General features: G+C 63.5%; 15 protein-coding genes and 1 tRNA gene. 11 read left to right on the top strand and 5 right to left on the bottom strand.

Annotated elements, in window-relative coordinates:
• Positions 1–16: 16 nt before the first annotated feature.
• From sufC to KM031_RS01300, 5 genes are all read left to right on the top strand, one after another.
• On the top strand, positions 17–772 hold the full coding sequence (sufC, locus tag KM031_RS01320; protein WP_215504569.1) for a Fe-S cluster assembly ATPase SufC: 756 nt from the start codon (positions 17–19) through the stop codon (positions 770–772).
• A complete protein-coding gene (gene sufD, locus KM031_RS01315; RefSeq protein WP_215504165.1) occupies positions 772–2,058 on the top strand; it encodes a Fe-S cluster assembly protein SufD in 1,287 nt (428 codons plus the stop codon). Before sufC ends, sufD begins: the two co-directional genes overlap by 1 nt.
• A gap of 15 nt (positions 2,059–2,073) precedes the next feature.
• On the top strand, positions 2,074–2,568 hold the full coding sequence (locus KM031_RS01310; protein ID WP_215504166.1) for a YIP1 family protein: 495 nt from the start codon (positions 2,074–2,076) through the stop codon (positions 2,566–2,568).
• Positions 2,568–3,788 carry a cysteine desulfurase gene (locus tag KM031_RS01305; protein ID WP_215504570.1) on the top strand — a complete coding sequence of 407 codons (1,221 nt, stop codon included), beginning with the start codon at positions 2,568–2,570 and terminating at the stop codon, positions 3,786–3,788. Before KM031_RS01310 ends, KM031_RS01305 begins: the two co-directional genes overlap by 1 nt.
• A 50-nt stretch (positions 3,789–3,838) precedes the next feature.
• Positions 3,839–3,915 (top strand) — tRNA-Arg (locus KM031_RS01300).
• A gap of 130 nt (positions 3,916–4,045) precedes the next feature.
• Here KM031_RS01300 and kdsA read toward each other — a convergent pair.
• The 4 genes from kdsA to KM031_RS01280 form a co-directional block, all read right to left on the bottom strand.
• On the bottom strand, positions 4,046–4,876 hold the full coding sequence (kdsA, locus tag KM031_RS01295; RefSeq protein ID WP_215504167.1) for a 3-deoxy-8-phosphooctulonate synthase: 831 nt from the start codon (positions 4,874–4,876) through the stop codon (positions 4,046–4,048).
• Between the two features lie 9 nt (positions 4,877–4,885).
• Positions 4,886–6,547: a KpsE/RkpR family capsule polysaccharide export protein gene (locus KM031_RS01290; protein ID WP_215504168.1), complete on the bottom strand. Its 1,662-nt coding sequence runs from the start codon at positions 6,545–6,547 to the stop codon at positions 4,886–4,888.
• On the bottom strand, positions 6,525–7,184 hold the full coding sequence (locus KM031_RS01285; RefSeq protein ID WP_215504169.1) for an ABC transporter ATP-binding protein: 660 nt from the start codon (positions 7,182–7,184) through the stop codon (positions 6,525–6,527). Before KM031_RS01285 ends, KM031_RS01290 begins: the two co-directional genes overlap by 23 nt.
• Before the next feature lie 192 nt (positions 7,185–7,376).
• A complete protein-coding gene (locus KM031_RS01280) occupies positions 7,377–8,579 on the bottom strand; it encodes a Na+/H+ antiporter NhaA (protein WP_215504170.1) in 1,203 nt (400 codons plus the stop codon).
• Positions 8,580–8,698: 119 nt separating this feature from the next.
• Between KM031_RS01280 and KM031_RS01275 the strand changes: the two genes are divergently transcribed.
• From KM031_RS01275 to rpsI, 4 genes are all read left to right on the top strand, one after another.
• On the top strand, positions 8,699–9,313 hold the full coding sequence (locus KM031_RS01275; RefSeq protein ID WP_215504171.1) for a uracil-DNA glycosylase family protein: 615 nt from the start codon (positions 8,699–8,701) through the stop codon (positions 9,311–9,313).
• Complete coding sequence (locus KM031_RS01270; protein WP_215504172.1) at positions 9,310–10,095, top strand: SseB family protein; 786 nt, start codon at positions 9,310–9,312, stop codon at positions 10,093–10,095. The genes KM031_RS01275 and KM031_RS01270 overlap by 4 nt, the downstream gene beginning before the upstream one ends.
• A 196-nt stretch (positions 10,096–10,291) precedes the next feature.
• Positions 10,292–10,756, top strand: coding sequence for a 50S ribosomal protein L13 (gene rplM / locus KM031_RS01265; RefSeq protein ID WP_215504173.1), 465 nt, complete (start codon positions 10,292–10,294; stop codon positions 10,754–10,756).
• Positions 10,757–10,758: 2 nt separating this feature from the next.
• Positions 10,759–11,253, top strand: a complete 495-nt coding sequence (gene rpsI / locus KM031_RS01260) for a 30S ribosomal protein S9 (RefSeq protein WP_215504174.1) — start codon at positions 10,759–10,761, stop codon at positions 11,251–11,253.
• 92 nt (positions 11,254–11,345) lie between these two features.
• Here the strand turns inward: rpsI and KM031_RS01255 are convergent, their stop codons facing one another.
• A complete protein-coding gene (locus KM031_RS01255) occupies positions 11,346–11,945 on the bottom strand; it encodes a hypothetical protein (protein WP_215504175.1) in 600 nt (199 codons plus the stop codon).
• A 202-nt stretch (positions 11,946–12,147) separates the two neighbouring features.
• On the opposite strand from KM031_RS01255, the gene recA reads away from it, so the two are divergent.
• Positions 12,148–13,218 (top strand): recombinase RecA, encoded by a 1,071-nt coding sequence (recA, locus tag KM031_RS01250; protein ID WP_215504176.1) that lies wholly within the window; start codon positions 12,148–12,150, stop codon positions 13,216–13,218.
• A 171-nt stretch (positions 13,219–13,389) separates the two neighbouring features.
• Positions 13,390–16,050: an alanine--tRNA ligase gene (gene alaS / locus KM031_RS01245; protein WP_215504177.1), complete on the top strand. Its 2,661-nt coding sequence runs from the start codon at positions 13,390–13,392 to the stop codon at positions 16,048–16,050.
• Position 16,051: the final 1 nt, after the last annotated feature.

Raw genomic sequence — 16,051 nt, 5'->3', positions numbered from 1 at the left:
TATGAAGGAAAACGAAATGCTGGAAATCAAGAACCTGCATGTGAAGCTGGAAGAAGAGGACAAGGTGATCCTCAAGGGTGTGAACCTGACGGTGGAAGCCGGCAAGGTTCATGCGATCATGGGGCCGAATGGCTCGGGCAAGTCCACGCTGTCTTATGTGCTGTCGGGCCGCGATGGCTATGAGGTCACTGAAGGCTCTGCCACGCTGGAAGGCGTGGAGCTGCTGGAGATGGAACCGGAAGAGCGCGCGGCGGCGGGGCTGTTTCTGGCCTTCCAATATCCGGTGGAGATCCCGGGCGTCGGCAACATGACCTTCCTGCGCACGGCGGTGAACGCGCAACGCAAGGCGCGTGGCGAAGAGGAAATGACGGCGGGCGAGTTTCTGAAAGTCGTGCGCGAAAAGGCCAAGGCGCTAAAGATCGACGCCGAGATGATGAAGCGCCCGGTTAATGTCGGCTTCTCGGGCGGCGAGAAAAAGCGCAACGAAATCCTCCAGATGGCGATGCTTGAGCCGAAGATGTGCATCCTTGACGAGACGGATTCGGGGCTGGATGTCGATGCGATGAAACTGGTCGCGGATGGCGTGAATGCGCTGCGCGATGCGGGCCGGGGTTTCCTTGTGATTACCCACTACCAGCGCCTGCTGGACCATATCAAACCCGATGTCGTGCATATCATGGCCGATGGCCGCATCGTGAAGACCGGCGGGCCGGAACTGGCGCTGGAGGTCGAAGAAAACGGCTATGCCGGTATTCTGGCCGAGGTGCAGTGATGGCTTTGGCGCACGCGAAACAGCAGGCGCTGGAGGATCGGCTTTCGGCGCTGGACCTGCCGCAGGGCGGCTGGGCACAGTCCGCGCGGGTGGATGCTCTGGCACGGTTGCGGGCCATGGGCCTGCCCGGCAAGCGCGACGAATACTGGCGCTATACCGATCCGGCCAGCCTAACCCAGGCCGAGGCGCCCCGCGCTGCAATCTTTGATGCGGGCGACGAGGCCGAGGTGTTCGGCGGCATCGACCGGCTGAAGCTGGTGTTCGTCGACGGTGTGTTCGACGCCGCGGCCTCGGATGATCTGGCGCTGGCCGGGATCGAAATCGACCGGCTGGCCACCACCGACCGCACCGATATTCATTGGGCGCAGGCGCTTTATGGCGTGCTTGAGACGCGCGGGCAGACCCCGGTGGCGCGGCCGCTTGCGGCGCTGAACACCGCCACGGCCACCGATGGCGTGCTGATCCGCGTCACTGGCAAACCGGCCAAACCCGTCTCGCTGATCTATCTGCATGCGGATGAAACCTCGGACGCGACGCTGCATCACTGCATCAAGGTCGAGGCCGGGGCCGAAATCACCCTGCTGGAAAACGGCCCGGCGGCGGCGCGCTTCAATCAGGTGATGGAAGTGGAGATCGCCGATGGCGCGCGCTTCCACCACATCCGCTCGCAGGGGCGTGACCATGAGCGCCGCGCGGTGACGCATATCTTCGCCCGGCTCGGGGCCGAGTCGGCGTTCAAGAGCTTTACCCTGACCGCGAATGGCGTGCTGACCCGCAACGAGGCGGTGCTGGAGTTGACCGGCGACGATGCGATGGCGCATGTGGCAGGGGCTGCGGTGGGCGATGGCCAGTTTCTGCATGATGACACGGTGTTCGTGACCCATGCCGCAGAACGCTGCGAAAGCCGCCAGGTGTTCAAGAAGGTGCTGAAGAACGGGGCCGTCGGCGTGTTTCAGGGCAAGATCCTGGTCAAGGCCGGGGCGCAGAAAACCGATGGCTATCAGATCAGCCAGTCGCTGCTGCTGGACGAGGACAGCCAGTTCCTTGCCAAGCCCGAGTTGGAAATCTACGCCGACGACGTGAAATGCAGCCACGGCTCCACTTCGGGCGCGATCGACGAAACGGCGCTGTATTACCTGCGCTCGCGCGGCGTGCCGCTGAAGGCGGCGCAGTCGCTGCTGGTGCTGGCCTTCCTGGCCGAGGCGATTGCCGAGATCGAGGATGACGGCATCGCAGAGGATATCCGCGCCCGGCTGGAAGGTTGGCTGGCACGGCACGGGCAATAAGGCACAGGCGCGCAGATGGCTGTCACCACCGATATCGTGCAAAGCTGGCAGCGGCCCCGCGCCGTCATGCGCAGGCATTTGCAGCGTGGCCGGTCAGAGCCATTTGCCTTCAGCCTGCTGATCGTCTTTCTGGTGCTGGCCTTCATCGCGCAGTTTCCGGCAGCGGCGCGGGTGACGGCGCTGGATCCCGTAATTCCGGTTTCGGCCCAGATGCTGGGCAAGGGGTTGGGGCTGCTGGCGACGATCCCGTTTCTTTATGCGCTGGCCGCGATCAGCCATATCGCGCTGCGGGCCTTCGGCTTTGGCCTCGGCGGTTATGCCGCGCGGCTGGCGCTGTTCTGGGCGCTGGTCGCCATCAGCCCCTTTGTGCTGCTGGTCGGGCTGGTGGCGGGCATGATCGGGCCGGGCAGCCAGTTGATGCTGATCGGCCTGCTGACCTTTGCAGGGTTTTTGTTCCAATGGGCGCGGGCGATTGTGGAAGCATCGCAGACGCCATCCGAGGTGGCATGATGTTTGACGTGGCAAAAATCCGGGCCGATTTTCCGATCCTCGCGCGCGAGGTGAATGGCAAGGCGCTGGTTTACCTCGACAATGGCGCCTCGGCGCAAAAGCCGCGCTGCGTGATTGATGCGGTGACGCAGGCCTATGCGATGGAATATGCCAATGTGCATCGCGGTCTGCATTACCTCTCCAACCTCGCTACCGACAAATACGAGGCGGTGCGCCATACCATCGCGCGCTTCCTGAATGCCGGTTCCGAAGACGAGATCGTGTTCACCTCGGGCACGACCGAGGGCATCAATCTGGTGTCCTATGCCTGGGCGGCACCCCGCTTGCAGCCGGGGGACGAGATCGTGCTGTCGGTGATGGAACATCACGCCAATATCGTGCCCTGGCATTTCCTGCGTGAACGGCAGGGCGTGGTGCTGAAATGGGTGGAGTGTGACGCCAATGGCGATCTGGATCCGCAGGCGGTGATCGACGCCATCGGTCCGCGCACCAGACTTGTGGCGATCACGCAGATGTCCAATGTCCTGGGCACGGTGGTGGATACGGCTGCCATCTGCCGGGCAGCGCGCGAAAAGGGTGTGCCGGTGCTGGTCGATGGCTCGCAATCGGCGGTGCATATGCCGGTGGATGTGCAGGCCATGGGCTGTGATTTCTTTGCCATCACCGGGCACAAGCTTTACGGCCCCTCCGGCTCCGGCGCGATCTATATCCGGCGCGAGCGCATGGCCGAAATGCGCCCCTTCCTTGGCGGCGGCGACATGATCCGCGAAGTGACGCGCGATGCCGTCACCTATAACGACCCGCCGATGAAGTTCGAGGCGGGCACGCCGGGCATTGTGCAGCAGATCGGGCTGGGCGTTGCGCTGGAATATCTGATGGGCATCGGCATGGCCAATATCGCCGCCCATGAACGCCAGCTGCGCGATTATGCGCGCAACCGGCTGGCCGGGCTGAACTGGTTGTCGGTGCAGGGAAATTCGGCTGGCAAAGGCGCGATCTTCTCCTTCACGCTCGACGGGGCGGCCCATGCGCATGACATCTCGACCGTGCTGGACAAGAAGGGCGTTGCGGTGCGCGCGGGCACACATTGCGCCATGCCGCTGATGGCGCATATGGGCGTGGGGGCCACCTGCCGCGCCTCGTTCGCCATGTACAACACCGAGGCCGAGGTCGATGTTCTGATCGAGGCACTGGAATTGTGCCACGAGTTGTTTGCCTGACGATTTGCGATTGCAGGCCCCGGCGGCTTGGTCTATCTAGTCGCCAGTACGCACCCATAGCTCAGCTGGATAGAGCGTTGCCCTCCGAAGGCAAAGGTCGCACGTTCGAATCGTGCTGGGTGCGCCAAGCATTCCAAAGAGTTACGGTGAGATGTTCAGGCTCTGCTGCGTGCAGGGCACTAGTTTGCGCATAACGTGACGTCGAATCCCGCAGCCCGAACAGAAAAGCCGCCCCGAAGGGCGGCTTTTGGTTTGGCTCACACCCGCAGCGGGTTGGCTTTGGCGAGCCGGTCGAACTGCATCAGGCTGTCGATCAGCGCGGGCATCTGATCCAGCGGGATCATGTTGGGCCCGTCCGACGGCGCGCTGTCCGGTGCTTCGTGGGTTTCGATGAATACCCCGGCAATGCCCAGCGACACGGCGCAGCGCGCCATCACCGGCGCAAATTCGCGCTGGCCGCCGCTGCTGCTGCCCTGACCGCCGGGTTGCTGCACCGAATGGGTGGCATCCATGATCACCGGATAGCCGGTGCGCGCCATGGTGGGCAGGCTGCGCATATCCGCGACCAGCGTGTTATAACCGAAGCTCACGCCGCGTTCTGTCAGCAGGATCCGGTCATTGCCGGTGCTGGCGACCTTGTCGGCGACATTGGCCATATCCCAGGGCGCGAGGAACTGGCCCTTCTTGATATTGACCACCGCGCCGGTTTGCCCGGCTGTCAGCAGCAGATCGGTCTGGCGGCACAGAAAGGCCGGGATCTGGATCACATCGACCACGGTTGCTGCCTCGCGCGCCTGACCCGCATCATGGATGTCGGTCAGCACCGGCAGGCCACTGGCGCGGATTGCCTCCAGCACCTTCAGCCCGGCCTCCATGCCCATGCCGCGCCGCCCGGACAGCGAGGTGCGGTTCGCCTTGTCATAGCTGGCCTTGAACACATATTGCGCGCCTGCGGCGGCACAGGCCTCGGCCATCCGGCCCGCAATCATCTGCGCGTGATCGAGGCTTTCCAACTGGCAGGGACCGGCAATCACCAGCAGCGGGCGGTCATTGCTGACGGTCAGCCCGCCGATTTGCACATCTTTCATCATCGCTCCTTAAGCAGAGACCTGCTCGCGCAGAATGGCGGCGGTCATCGAGATCATCAGGTAGATACCGCCAAAGATCAGCAGCGCAACCACGGTGTTTTCAAAAGCGCGTGGATAGCTCGCCTCGTCGGGTGCGATCGGATTGACCGAGACCGACAGATAGCGCACCTGCCGGTTCGCCTCGATCCGCGCGGTTTCCATCGCTTGCAGGCTTTGCGCCAGCAGCAGTTGCCGGGTCTGCACATCGGCCTGCGCCACCAGCAGCTCGCTTTGCACCACAGCGAGGCTTTCGCCGCCCGCGCCCGCTTCGGTCAGCTTGGAGCGCAGGCTGGCAATCTCATCCTCCATCGCGGTGATGCGGCGTTTCAGCGGATCCATGCGCGCCTTGTTGGGCGTGGCATTGCTTTCCATCTGCTGCAACGAGAGCTTGTCGGTGGTCAGCTGCGTCTCCAGCTGGGTGATCTGCGCCGTGATCAGCTGCACCTCGACTTCAGAGCTGAGCACTTTGAACTTTTCCTGCAATTCCACCACGCGGCGCTGCGAGGCGAGCATTTCGCGTTCGGCGTTCTTGTAGCTGTCATCCGCGCCTTTCATCTGATCTTCGCGCAGGCGTTGGGTCAGGTGATCGACCTGCTCTTCGGCATAGCCGATCAGCGCGCGCGAAAACTCGACCGATTTTTGCGGATCGGCGGCGATGACCTCCATCTTGATGATGCCTTCGGTGGGGTCATAGGCGATGTGGATATTGCGGGTATAGGCCTTGTAGGCGGCCTCCAGCGTGGCGCCGGGTGTCAGGCGCTGGATCGGATCAATGGCCGGATCACTGAAATGCGCGCGAAATCCCTTGTCGGAATCCAGTCGCAACATGGCGTCGCGCGATTGCAGATAGCCCTGCACGGTGATCGAATCCTGCGAGGTGGCCATGGGCGAGCCTTGCAGCAAACCGCCCAGACCGGCGGCGGGGCTGCTGGGATTGGCCGATTGCTGGATCACGAATTCGGCCTTGGTGGCGTAAAGCGGGGTCGCCACCATGTAATAATAAAAGCCGGTCAGCAGGGTCGGCAGGCCGACAAAGAACAGCAGCCGAGCCACCAGCAAGGCGGATTTGCGCCGCCTGCGCCGCGCCAGATCGCGCTGGATGCGCATGATGTCGGCGGCATGGTTCTGTTCGGCGCGCACTTCGGTGGAGGGCACCTGTATCGGTTTGATGGTTTGCGGCAATTGCACGCCATCGCCCGGCGGCACCTTGGCCACCGACCGGCCCGGCAATTGCGGCGGCACGTCGCCGCCACCACTGCCACCGCTGACCAGTTCCAGCAGATTGGTGCGTTGAAACGGATCAATGCCCGCCTTGCGCAGCAGGCGCACTGCATCGAAATCCGATGTGGCGGGCATGTCATGTTTTTGCGCCAGCCGACGCGCCAGCCGCAATTGCCGCCCCGTCAGGCCTTCCCGGCGGATGGCGTCCAGATCGGTTCCCGGCGCGGTCTCGGCACCGGCGACCGCCGTGCCCGCAGCGGCGGCAGGTGACACGAAAGACTGATCGCCGAACCCGTCGTCCGGCGGCTCGAACAGCATCGCGTCCGGCGTGGCTGCGGCCCGCGGCTGCAGCGGCTCCACCGGGTCGGGGCGGCGGATACGGAACCGTTTAACCGTGAGCTTTGTAGTCATAAAGACGTTTCGCTTCTTCAAGGGTTTCAAACATGTACAGCTTGCCATCCGCCAGAACGGCGGCGGAACGGCAGAATTTTTCCAGCGTCTGCGCCTGATGCGAGACGATGATCACAGTTGTATTGCGCAGCCGTTCCCGCAGGATCGACCCGGCCTTGCGGTTGAACTCGACATCGGTGGTCGCGGGCATGCCTTCGTCGATCAGATAGATGTCGAAATCCAGCGCCAGCATCAGCGCGAACGAAAACCGCGCGCGCATCCCGGCGCTGTAGGTGCCGACCGGCATGTCGAAATATTCCGCCAGTCCGCAAAGCCAGCGGCAGAAGCTTTCCACATAATCCGGGTCCAGCCCGTAAAGCCGCGCAATGTAGCGGCAGTTTTCGGTGGCGGTGTGTTTGTTGACCACGCCGCCCATGAAGCCCAGCGGAAACGAGATGCGCGAGCTGCGCAGGACGCGGCCCTCATCCGGTTTTTCAAGCCCGGCCATCATGTTGATGATCGTGGTCTTGCCGGTGCCATTCTTGGCCAGAATGCCCAGAGAATTGCCCAGTTCAATACGGAACGAGGCTCGATCAAGGATGACCTTGCGCTGTTTGCCCGTCCAGAAGGACTTGCTGACATTCTCGAACTCGATCATCCACGCCTCTTTGCGCCCGCAATCGGGCGCGTGTTGCGTTCCGGTTGTTTCCCCGGATAAGCCATTTTCATTAACACCCGGTCACTCTTTGTCACAGATCGGGATAATACCCCATTCGGGCAGCATTATGTCAGCCCTTGTGGGGGCTTGGCAATCTATGCGCGGGTCACGTTTCGGGCAGGGCGGATCGGCCTAGCGCCGCCGGGCGGTCAGCAGCAGCGCGGGGCCTGCCAGCAGGCTCAGCGCCAGACCGAAACGCGCGGCTTCGGCCATGGCCCCGCCGGGCAGGGCGGTTTCCAGCGCCAGCACCGGCACGGTGAAGCCCATGGTGGCCAGGCCTGCGATCCGGGCCATATCGGGCCAGTGCAGGCCCTGCGGCAGCGGCAGGCGCAGCAGCCGCACCGCAATCAGCGTGCCCAGCAGGATGCCCGCAGGCTTGCCGATCCACAGGGCCGCCAGTGTCACAAGCGTGGTGGGTGCAAAGGCCGCCAGATCAATGCCGCCGCGCGTCAGCCCGAACAGGAACAGCACCACCATCAGCGGTTTCACCAGCAGATGCGCAAAGCGGTTCAGCGGGTCATGCAGAAAGGCTTCGGCCTCGGCAAACAGGCCAAAGGCGCGCCCGGCATGGGGAATGGCAGGGATCACCGGCAGCAGGCCCAAGGCCCCCGGCAGCCCCGAGGCGGCGGTGCCGATCCAGCACAGCGCACCGGCGCAGGCATAGGGCCAGAGCTGCAACGCCCGTTGCCGCTCGCGCTCATTGCTGGCGCTGGCATGACGCCCGACCAGCCACCATACGCCGGAACTGGCCAGCAGCGGCAGCAGCAGCCAGATCAGCCGCAGCGGATGTTCGGGGAAGGCCAGCCCCAGCGCCAGCAGCCCGGCCAGATCGGCGCCGATGGTGATCAGCAGCAGCAGATGCAGCGCCGGGCTGCCCGGGCCGAACACATGGCGGCCCACCACATAGCCCAGCACCACATCGCAGCCCAGGGGCACGGCCCAGCCGGTGCCGAAACTAGCCTCCTCCGCTGTCTCAATCAGCGCGGAGGTCAGCACCCAGACCGCAATCGCCCCGGCCAGCCCGCCCAGCGTCGCCAACAGCGGCAGACCGGCCCGCGCGCCATGCAGGGCGCCGCGCTCCAGCATATGCGCCTCCCACAGCTCCTTGCCGAGAAGGAAGAAGAAAAACGCCATCAGCAGATCCGAGGTCAGCGCGATCAGCGTCACCCGCACATGCGACGCCACCAGCCATTCCGGCAGCGGCAGCGGGAACAGCCGCCATTCCATCACATCATAATAGCTGGCCGGATCCAGATTGACCCAGAGCGTGGCAACAGCCGTGCCCGCCAGAAGGGCGCGGGCAAAGTGGCGGATGAAGGTCGAGACGCGATACATCGGGGCTCCGGCTGTCGGGCAGACGATAGGGGTCTCCTATCCGGCAGGCGGGCAGGCTACAACGGCAGGGTGGATATGGGGGCGCAGGTGTTGCGCTGCCGCACCTTTGGGGGTTCAGGATGGCAAAACGGGCAGGGATTGCCGGTCTGGAGGCACGGCTGCTGGCGTGCAGGCTGTGCGCGCAATCCTTTGCCGCCACAGCCACCGCCCATGCGCCCCGCCCGGTGTTCTGGCACGCGACCGGCGCGCGGCTGCTGATTGCGGGACAGGCACCGGGGGCGCGGGTGCATGCCTCGGGTAAGCCCTTCACCGATCCATCTGGGGTGCGGCTGCGCGAGTGGCTGGGGCTCGACGAGGCCCGGTTTTACGACCGGACGCGAATCGCCATCCTGCCCATGGCCTTCTGTTTTCCTGGCTATGATGCGAAGGGCAGCGATCTGCCGCCGCCGCCGATCTGTGCCGCCACCTGGCGGGCCGAGGTTCTGGCCGCGCATCCGCAGGTGCAACTGACGCTGGCAGTGGGCGGGACTGCGATCCGCTGGCATCTGGGCCATCGCGGATCGGTCAGCGCCGCTGTGGCGATGTGGCGCGACGGGCTGGCGCGCGGCATTCTGCCCTTGCCGCATCCGTCCTGGCGGAATACCGGGTGGCTGAACCGCAATCCCTGGTTCGCGGCCGAGCTTTTGCCGGTGCTGCGTGACCGGGTGCGCCTGCTGATGGAGGAGGGGACATGAGCCTTCTGGATGACGCCTATGCCGCAATGGCCGCCGCTGCCGATGGCGATGATGCCCCGCGCCTGCGCTTTTACGAGCGGCTGGCCGATGGCGAAATGGTGGTGCTGCTGGAATCCGAAGCGGTGGGCGAAACGCTGACCCCGCGGGTGTTCGATCTGGAGGATGGCCCGGTGGTGCTGATCTTCGACAGCGAGGCGCGGCTGGCGGCTTTTACCAGCGTGCCTGCGCCCTATGCCGCGCTGCCGGGCCGGGTGGTGGCGCAATTGCTGGCGGGGCAGGGGATCGGGCTGGGCATCAACCTTGGCGTGGCCCCCTCGGCCATGGTGCTGCCGCCCTTCGCGGTGGACTGGCTGGCCGAAACGCTGGCGCATGGGCCGGAAGAGGCCGAGGCGCGCCCGCAAAGCTTTCATCCGCCCAAGGGCCTGCCGCAGAGCCTGATTGCCGGGCTGGACGCAAAACTGGCGCGGGCAGGCGGGTTGGCCGCCTATGCGCTGCTGGCGGGGGTGGTCTATGACGATGGCCGCCACGGGCATATGCTGGTGTTCGTTGATGCCGCCGCCGGGGCGCAGCCCGCGCTGGCGCGCGCCAGTGCCGAGGCGCTGACCTTTTCGGGCATCGAGGCCGGAGAGTTGGACGTGGCCTTCCTGACTGCCGCCGATACCGCACTCGGTGCGATGGAACAGGTGGCGCTGCGCTTTGATCTGCCGGTGCCCGTCGCCGCCGAACCCGCCGCACCGCAGGCCCCCGGCATGAATCCCGACAAGCCGCCGGTGCTGCGCTGAGCCGCGTGCCCCCTGCGGGCAGGAATGGCGGCAAAATACGGCGGAAAATTGGGGTATATTGATACCTATTTTTCAAGCCATTGATTTCTATATATTATATTGCATATCGGGTGCTTGACGCGCGTGGCGGAATACGAGAGATACGGCCATCCGAGATTCCGGGAGGTTCGCCTCCCTTCACTTCATGGGTTACGATATGAAAACCTTCACCGCTACTCCGGCGGATATCGAGAAGAAGTGGATCCTGATTGATGCCGAAGGCATCGTTCTGGGCCGCCTCGCCACGATCGTCGCCAATATCCTGCGCGGCAAGAACAAGCCGACCTTCACCCCCCACATGGACATGGGTGACAATGTTATCATCATCAACGCCGACAAGGTGCAGATGACCGGTAACAAGCGCAACGACAAGCGCTACTACTGGCACACCGGCCACCCGGGCGGGATCAAGTTCCGCACCGCGCGTCAGGTGCTGGAAGGCAATCACCCCGAGCGCGTCGTGGTCAAGGCTGTTGAGCGTATGATCACCCGCAACTCGCTTGGCCGTCAGCAGATGACCAACCTGCGCGTTTATGCAGGTGCCGCCCATCCGCATGAAGCTCAGCAGCCCACCGTTCTCGACGTTGCGGCGCTGAACCCGAAAAACACCCGGAGCGCCTGATCATGGCTGACATCAAATCCCTCGACGATCTGAAATCGGCCGTCTCGGGCGCCGCTGCTCCGACCGCCGCTGCCGTTGTGGCCGCCGCGCGTGAGCCGAAGCGCGACAGCCTTGGCCGTTCCTATGCCACCGGCAAGCGTAAGGATGCGGTCGCCCGCGTCTGGATCAAGCCCGGTTCCGGCAAGGTTGTGGTGAACGGCAAGGAAATGGCCGCTTACTTCGCTCGCCCGGTGCTGCAGATGATCCTGCGTCAGCCCTTCACCGTTGCCGGTGTCGAAGGCCAGTTTGACGTGTTCGCCACCGTTGCCGGTGGGGGCCTGTCCGGTCAGGCCGGTGCGGTCAAGCACGGCATCTCCAAGGCGCTGCAACTCTATGAACCGACGCTGCGCGCCGCACTGAAAGCCGCAGGCTTCCTGACCCGCGACAGCCGCGTCGTGGAACGCAAGAAATACGGCAAGGCCAAAGCCCGCCGCAGCTTCCAGTTCTCCAAGCGCTAAGTCCTGGAGTTCTGCCGAAGGTGGAATGGAAAAGCGCACCCTGCGGGGTGCGCTTTTTTCATGGCAGATGGGCGGCCTCGGGGCAGGCGGGATCACCCCGCCTGGCACAGCTGGTCGTAAAGCTCGAAATCCCGTGCTGCGACCTTGCGCAACAGTTTCTCCGTGCCCGGTTCCAGATCCATCGCGGCGATGGGCGAGACGTTGAGCCGGGGCAGGATGATCTCGCAGGCCAGCCGATCCTCCAGAAACTCGATCAGATCCTCGATCTTTTCATAGCGGAACAGACGGTCCAGCCCGCGTTCATTCTTCGGGGCCAGAAACTGCGACTGCGCGCCCACGGCGGCATAGTCGGGCGGGCTTTCAGAACAATAAGCGCGCACGAAGGCATCAAAACTGATCCCGGCAGTGCTTTTCTTCTCGTTCGCCAGATCTTCACGCTGCCGATAGCGATACCAGCTGCCCAGCCAGTCCAGCGGCTCGCGCATGGTGGCTATCACGGTGAAGGGGTGTCCGGCAGCACTTTCCAGCCAGGGGCCGATGAAGCGGTGATATTTGCGCACCGAGGCGTGCTTGAGCTGGGGCGGGCGCTGGATCACCACATGGGCGAGTGATTCGAGTGCGGACTCCACCGCCGTGGTGCCCGTTTTGGGCGTGGCGAGCATCGTCAGCTTCTGGTGCCAGAATACCAGCATTCCTGCCTCTTCTTTATCTCCGGGCCGTTTTGCGCCCACAGCGTAAACTATCCCTTAACGGATTTGGGAAAAAGCTGATTTTACGAAAAGACAGTTGATATGTTCCCGTTTTGATCGCATATATGGAGAACAAGTCAGGAACATCCTGAGGCAAGTCAAGACATTGCCCCGCGCGGGCGGCTATGGGATAAGGACATCACGGATGGCAACCGCAACCCTTCTCGATTTGAACGGAAAGCGCGACATGGACAAACAGAAGGCGCTCGAAAGCGCCCTGGCACAGATCGAACGGCAATTCGGCAAGGGTTCGATCATGAAGCTCGGATCCGAAAATCCGGCTCTGGATGTAGAGGCAACATCGACCGGCTCGCTGGGGCTGGATATTGCCTTGGGGATCGGCGGGCTGCCCAAGGGCCGCATCATCGAGATTTACGGGCCGGAAAGCTCGGGCAAGACCACGCTGACCCTGCATGTGGTGGCCGAGGAACAGAAAAAGGGTGGCGTTTGCGCCTTTGTCGATGCGGAACATGCCCTTGATCCGCAATATGCCAAGAAGCTTGGCGTCAATCTGGATGAGCTGCTGATTTCGCAGCCCGATACCGGCGAACAGGCTTTGGAGATCGTCGATACGCTGGTGCGCTCCGGTGCGGTCAGCCTTGTGGTGATCGACTCGGTGGCGGCCTTGGTGCCGAAATCGGAAATCGAAGGCGACATGGGCGATATGCAGATGGGCAGCCAGGCCCGGCTGATGAGCCAGGCCATGCGCAAGCTGACCGCCTCCATCGGCCGGTCCAACTGCATGGTGATCTTCATCAACCAGATCCGCATGAAGATCGGCGTGATGTTCGGCAGCCCCGAAACCACTACCGGCGGCAATGCGCTCAAATTCTATGCCTCGGTGCGCCTCGATATCCGTCGCGTCTCCTCGATCAAGGACCGTGACGAGGTGGTGGGCAACTCGACCCGCGTGAAGGTGGTGAAGAACAAGGTCGCACCGCCCTTCAAACAGGTTGAATTCGACATCATGTATGGCGAAGGCATCTCCAAAACCGGGGAACTGGTCGATATCGGCGTGAAGGCCGGTGTCGTCGAGAAATCCGGCAGCTGGTATTCCTATGGCGACGAGCGCATCGGGCAGGGCCGCGAAAACGCGAAGAACTTCCTGAAGGCCAATCCCTCCGTCGCGATGGAGATCGAAGACAAGATCCGCGCCGCGAATGGTCTGGATTTCCACATGACCGAAGCCGCCTCGGAAGATGTGGTCGACATGTGATCAAATGCGCAGCCTAAGGCCGCGAAAACAAAGGGCGCCCCGGTCGGGGGCGCCTTTTTTCGTCACTTGCGGGCCCATCGCTGTTGCAATGGTGGACAGCCCCGCCCTGCGCCGCTAAACGAAGCGGGATTGCATTTCGCCCATCAGGCGCAGCCGCGGAGCCACGACATCATGCCGTCGTTGAACGACATCCGGTCCACCTATCTCGATTTCTTCAAACGCAACGGTCATACGGTTGTGGAGTCCAGCTCGCTGGTGCCGCGCAACGACCCGACGCTGATGTTCACCAACTCTGGCATGGTGCAGTTCAAGAACTGCTTCACCGGGGTGGAAAAGCGCGAGTATGTGCGCGCGACGACGGCGCAGAAATGCGTGCGGGCGGGCGGCAAGCACAATGATCTCGACAATGTGGGGTATACCGCGCGTCACCACACCTTCTTTGAAATGCTGGGGAACTTCAGCTTTGGCGATTATTTCAAGGCCGAAGCGATCAATTTCGCCTGGGAACTGCTGACACGCGATTTCGACATTCCGAAATCGAAACTGCTGGTCACGGTGTATCATACCGATGACGAGGCGGCGCAGATCTGGAAGAAGGTTGCTGGCCTGTCGGATGACCGCATCATCCGCATCCCGACCAGCGACAACTTCTGGCAGATGGGGCCGACCGGCCCCTGCGGCCCCTGCACCGAGATCTTCTTTGATCATGGCGACCATATCTGGGGTGGCCCGCCCGGCTCTGCCGATGAGGATGGCGACCGCTATATCGAGATCTGGAACAACGTCTTCATGCAGAACGAGCAGTTCGAGGACGGATCCATGATCGACCTCGACATGCAGTCGATCGATACCGGCATGGGGCTGGAGCGGATCGGCGCGCTGCTGCAAGGAAAACACGACAATTACGACACCGATCTGATGCGCAGCCTGATCGAGGCTTCGGCCCATGTCACCTCCAACGACCCCGACGGGCCGGGCAAGGTGCATCACCGCGTTGTGGCCGATCACCTGCGTTCCACCTCGTTCCTGATCGCCGATGGCGTGATGCCGTCGAATGACGGGCGCGGCTATGTGCTGCGCCGCATCATGCGCCGGGCAATGCGCCACCTGAACATGCTCGGCACCAATGACGTGACGATGTACAAGCTGGTTCCGGCGCTGGTCCGCCAGATGGGGGCCGCCTATCCCGAACTGGTTCAGGCGCAGAACCTGATCGAAGAAACGCTGCGGCTGGAAGAAACCAAGTTCCGCACCACGCTGGACCGGGGCCTGCGGCTCTTGGACGAAGAGCTGGCCGATCTGCCCGAAGGCGCCGATCTGCCCGGCCCGGCCGCGTTCAAACTCTATGACACCTATGGTTTTCCGCTCGACCTCACGCAGGATGCGCTGCGCGAAAAGGGCCGGGCTGTGGATGTGGCGGGTTTCGACGCCGCCATGGAAGAACAGCGCGCCAAGGCCCGCGCCTCCTGGTCCGGGTCGGGCGAGGCCAAGGACGCGAAGATCTGGTTCGAACTGGCCGACAAACACGGCGCGACCGAATTCCTCGGCTATGACGGCGAGCTGGCCGAAGGTCAGATCCTCGCCATTGTCAAGGATGGCGCGGCCATCGGCTCCTCTGACGAGGCGAAGGGCGCGATTGTCAACGTCGTGGTGAACCAGACGCCGTTCTACGCCGAAAGCGGCGGTCAGGTCGGCGATCAGGGCTGGATCCGCACGGATACCGGGCTGGCGCGGATCAGCGATACCCGCAAGGCCGCCAATGTCGTCTATCATGTGGCCGAGATCACCGAAGGCGCGCTGCTGCGTGGCCAGCCCGCCAAGCTGGAGCTGGACCATCACCGCCGCCAGTCCATCCGCGCCAACCATTCCGCCACCCACCTGCTGAACGAGGCGCTGCGCCGCATTCTGGGCGATCATGTCGCGCAGCGCGGCTCGCTCAATGCGGCAGACCGGCTGCGCTTCGATTTCGCCCATTCCAAGGCGATGAGCGCAGAAGAGCTGAAAGCGGTGGAGGATGAGGTCAACAACTTCATTCGCCAGAACGGCGCGGTGGAAACGCGGCTGATGTCGCCCGATGATGCGCGCGGCCTTGGCGCGCAGGCGCTGTTCGGCGAGAAATATGGCGAAGAGGTGCGCGTCGTGTCGATGGGCGCGCTCAATGGCTCGGGCAAGGGGCCTGCGGGCAATACCTATTCGATCGAGCTTTGCGGCGGCACCCATGTGCGGCAGCTGGGCGAAATCGGCGCCTTCGTGCTGCTGTCCGACAGCGCCTCTGCCTCCGGCGTGCGCCGGATCGAGGCGCTGACCGGCGAGGGCGCGCTGGCCCATATGGCCGAACAATCCAGACTGCTGGCCGATGTGGCGGCAGTGCTGAAGGCCCCGGTCAGCGATCTGGCGGAACGGGCGAAAGCGCTGCTGGACGAGCGCAAGGCGCTGCAAAACGAAGTGGCACAGTTGCGGCGCGAACTGGCGATGGGCGGCAAATCCGGCGGCCCCGAGGCCAAAGAGATCAACGGCATCAAATTCATCGCGCAGGTGATGACCGGTGTCTCCGGCAAGGATCTGCCCGGCTTGATCGACGAGATGAAGTCGCGGCTCGGCTCGGGCGCGGTGCTGCTGATTGCCGATACCGGCGCGAAACCGGCGGTCGCGGCGGGTGTCACGGCTGATCTGACGGATCGTCTGTCTGCCGTGACCCTGGTCAAGGCGGCGGCCGAGGCCCTTGGCGGCAAAGGCGGCGGCGGTCGCGCGGATATGGCGCAGGCGGGCGGGGCCGACATCACACAGGCCGAGGCGGCCATTGCAGCGGCCGAAGCCGCCATCGGAGGGTAAG

This window comes from Gemmobacter fulvus, from assembly GCF_018798885.1.
Lineage (GTDB): Bacteria > Pseudomonadota > Alphaproteobacteria > Rhodobacterales > Rhodobacteraceae > Gemmobacter > Gemmobacter fulvus.
The sequence above is the reverse complement of the archived record's forward strand: the minus strand, read 5'-3'. Positions and strand labels throughout refer to the sequence as shown.

Bases quoted from the DNA above. Each gene is read 5' to 3' on its own strand.
- alaS (WP_215504177.1), top strand. From the start codon at position 13,390: ATGCCGTCGTTGAACGACATCCGGTCCACCTATCTCGATTTCTTCAAA.
- KM031_RS01285 (WP_215504169.1), bottom strand. From the start codon at position 7,184: ATGATCGAGTTCGAGAATGTCAGCAAGTCCTTCTGGACGGGCAAACAG.
- KM031_RS01290 (WP_215504168.1), bottom strand. From the start codon at position 6,547: ATGACTACAAAGCTCACGGTTAAACGGTTCCGTATCCGCCGCCCCGAC.
- recA (WP_215504176.1), top strand. From the start codon at position 12,148: ATGGCAACCGCAACCCTTCTCGATTTGAACGGAAAGCGCGACATGGAC.
- KM031_RS01280 (WP_215504170.1), bottom strand. From the start codon at position 8,579: ATGTATCGCGTCTCGACCTTCATCCGCCACTTTGCCCGCGCCCTTCTG.
- KM031_RS01255 (WP_215504175.1), bottom strand. From the start codon at position 11,945: ATGCTGGTATTCTGGCACCAGAAGCTGACGATGCTCGCCACGCCCAAA.
- KM031_RS01305 (WP_215504570.1), top strand. From the start codon at position 2,568: ATGTTTGACGTGGCAAAAATCCGGGCCGATTTTCCGATCCTCGCGCGC.
- rplM (WP_215504173.1), top strand. From the start codon at position 10,292: ATGAAAACCTTCACCGCTACTCCGGCGGATATCGAGAAGAAGTGGATC.
- sufC (WP_215504569.1), top strand. From the start codon at position 17: ATGCTGGAAATCAAGAACCTGCATGTGAAGCTGGAAGAAGAGGACAAG.
- kdsA (WP_215504167.1), bottom strand. From the start codon at position 4,876: ATGAAAGATGTGCAAATCGGCGGGCTGACCGTCAGCAATGACCGCCCG.
- rpsI (WP_215504174.1), top strand. From the start codon at position 10,759: ATGGCTGACATCAAATCCCTCGACGATCTGAAATCGGCCGTCTCGGGC.
- KM031_RS01275 (WP_215504171.1), top strand. From the start codon at position 8,699: ATGGCAAAACGGGCAGGGATTGCCGGTCTGGAGGCACGGCTGCTGGCG.
- KM031_RS01270 (WP_215504172.1), top strand. From the start codon at position 9,310: ATGAGCCTTCTGGATGACGCCTATGCCGCAATGGCCGCCGCTGCCGAT.
- sufD (WP_215504165.1), top strand. From the start codon at position 772: ATGGCTTTGGCGCACGCGAAACAGCAGGCGCTGGAGGATCGGCTTTCG.
- KM031_RS01310 (WP_215504166.1), top strand. From the start codon at position 2,074: ATGGCTGTCACCACCGATATCGTGCAAAGCTGGCAGCGGCCCCGCGCC.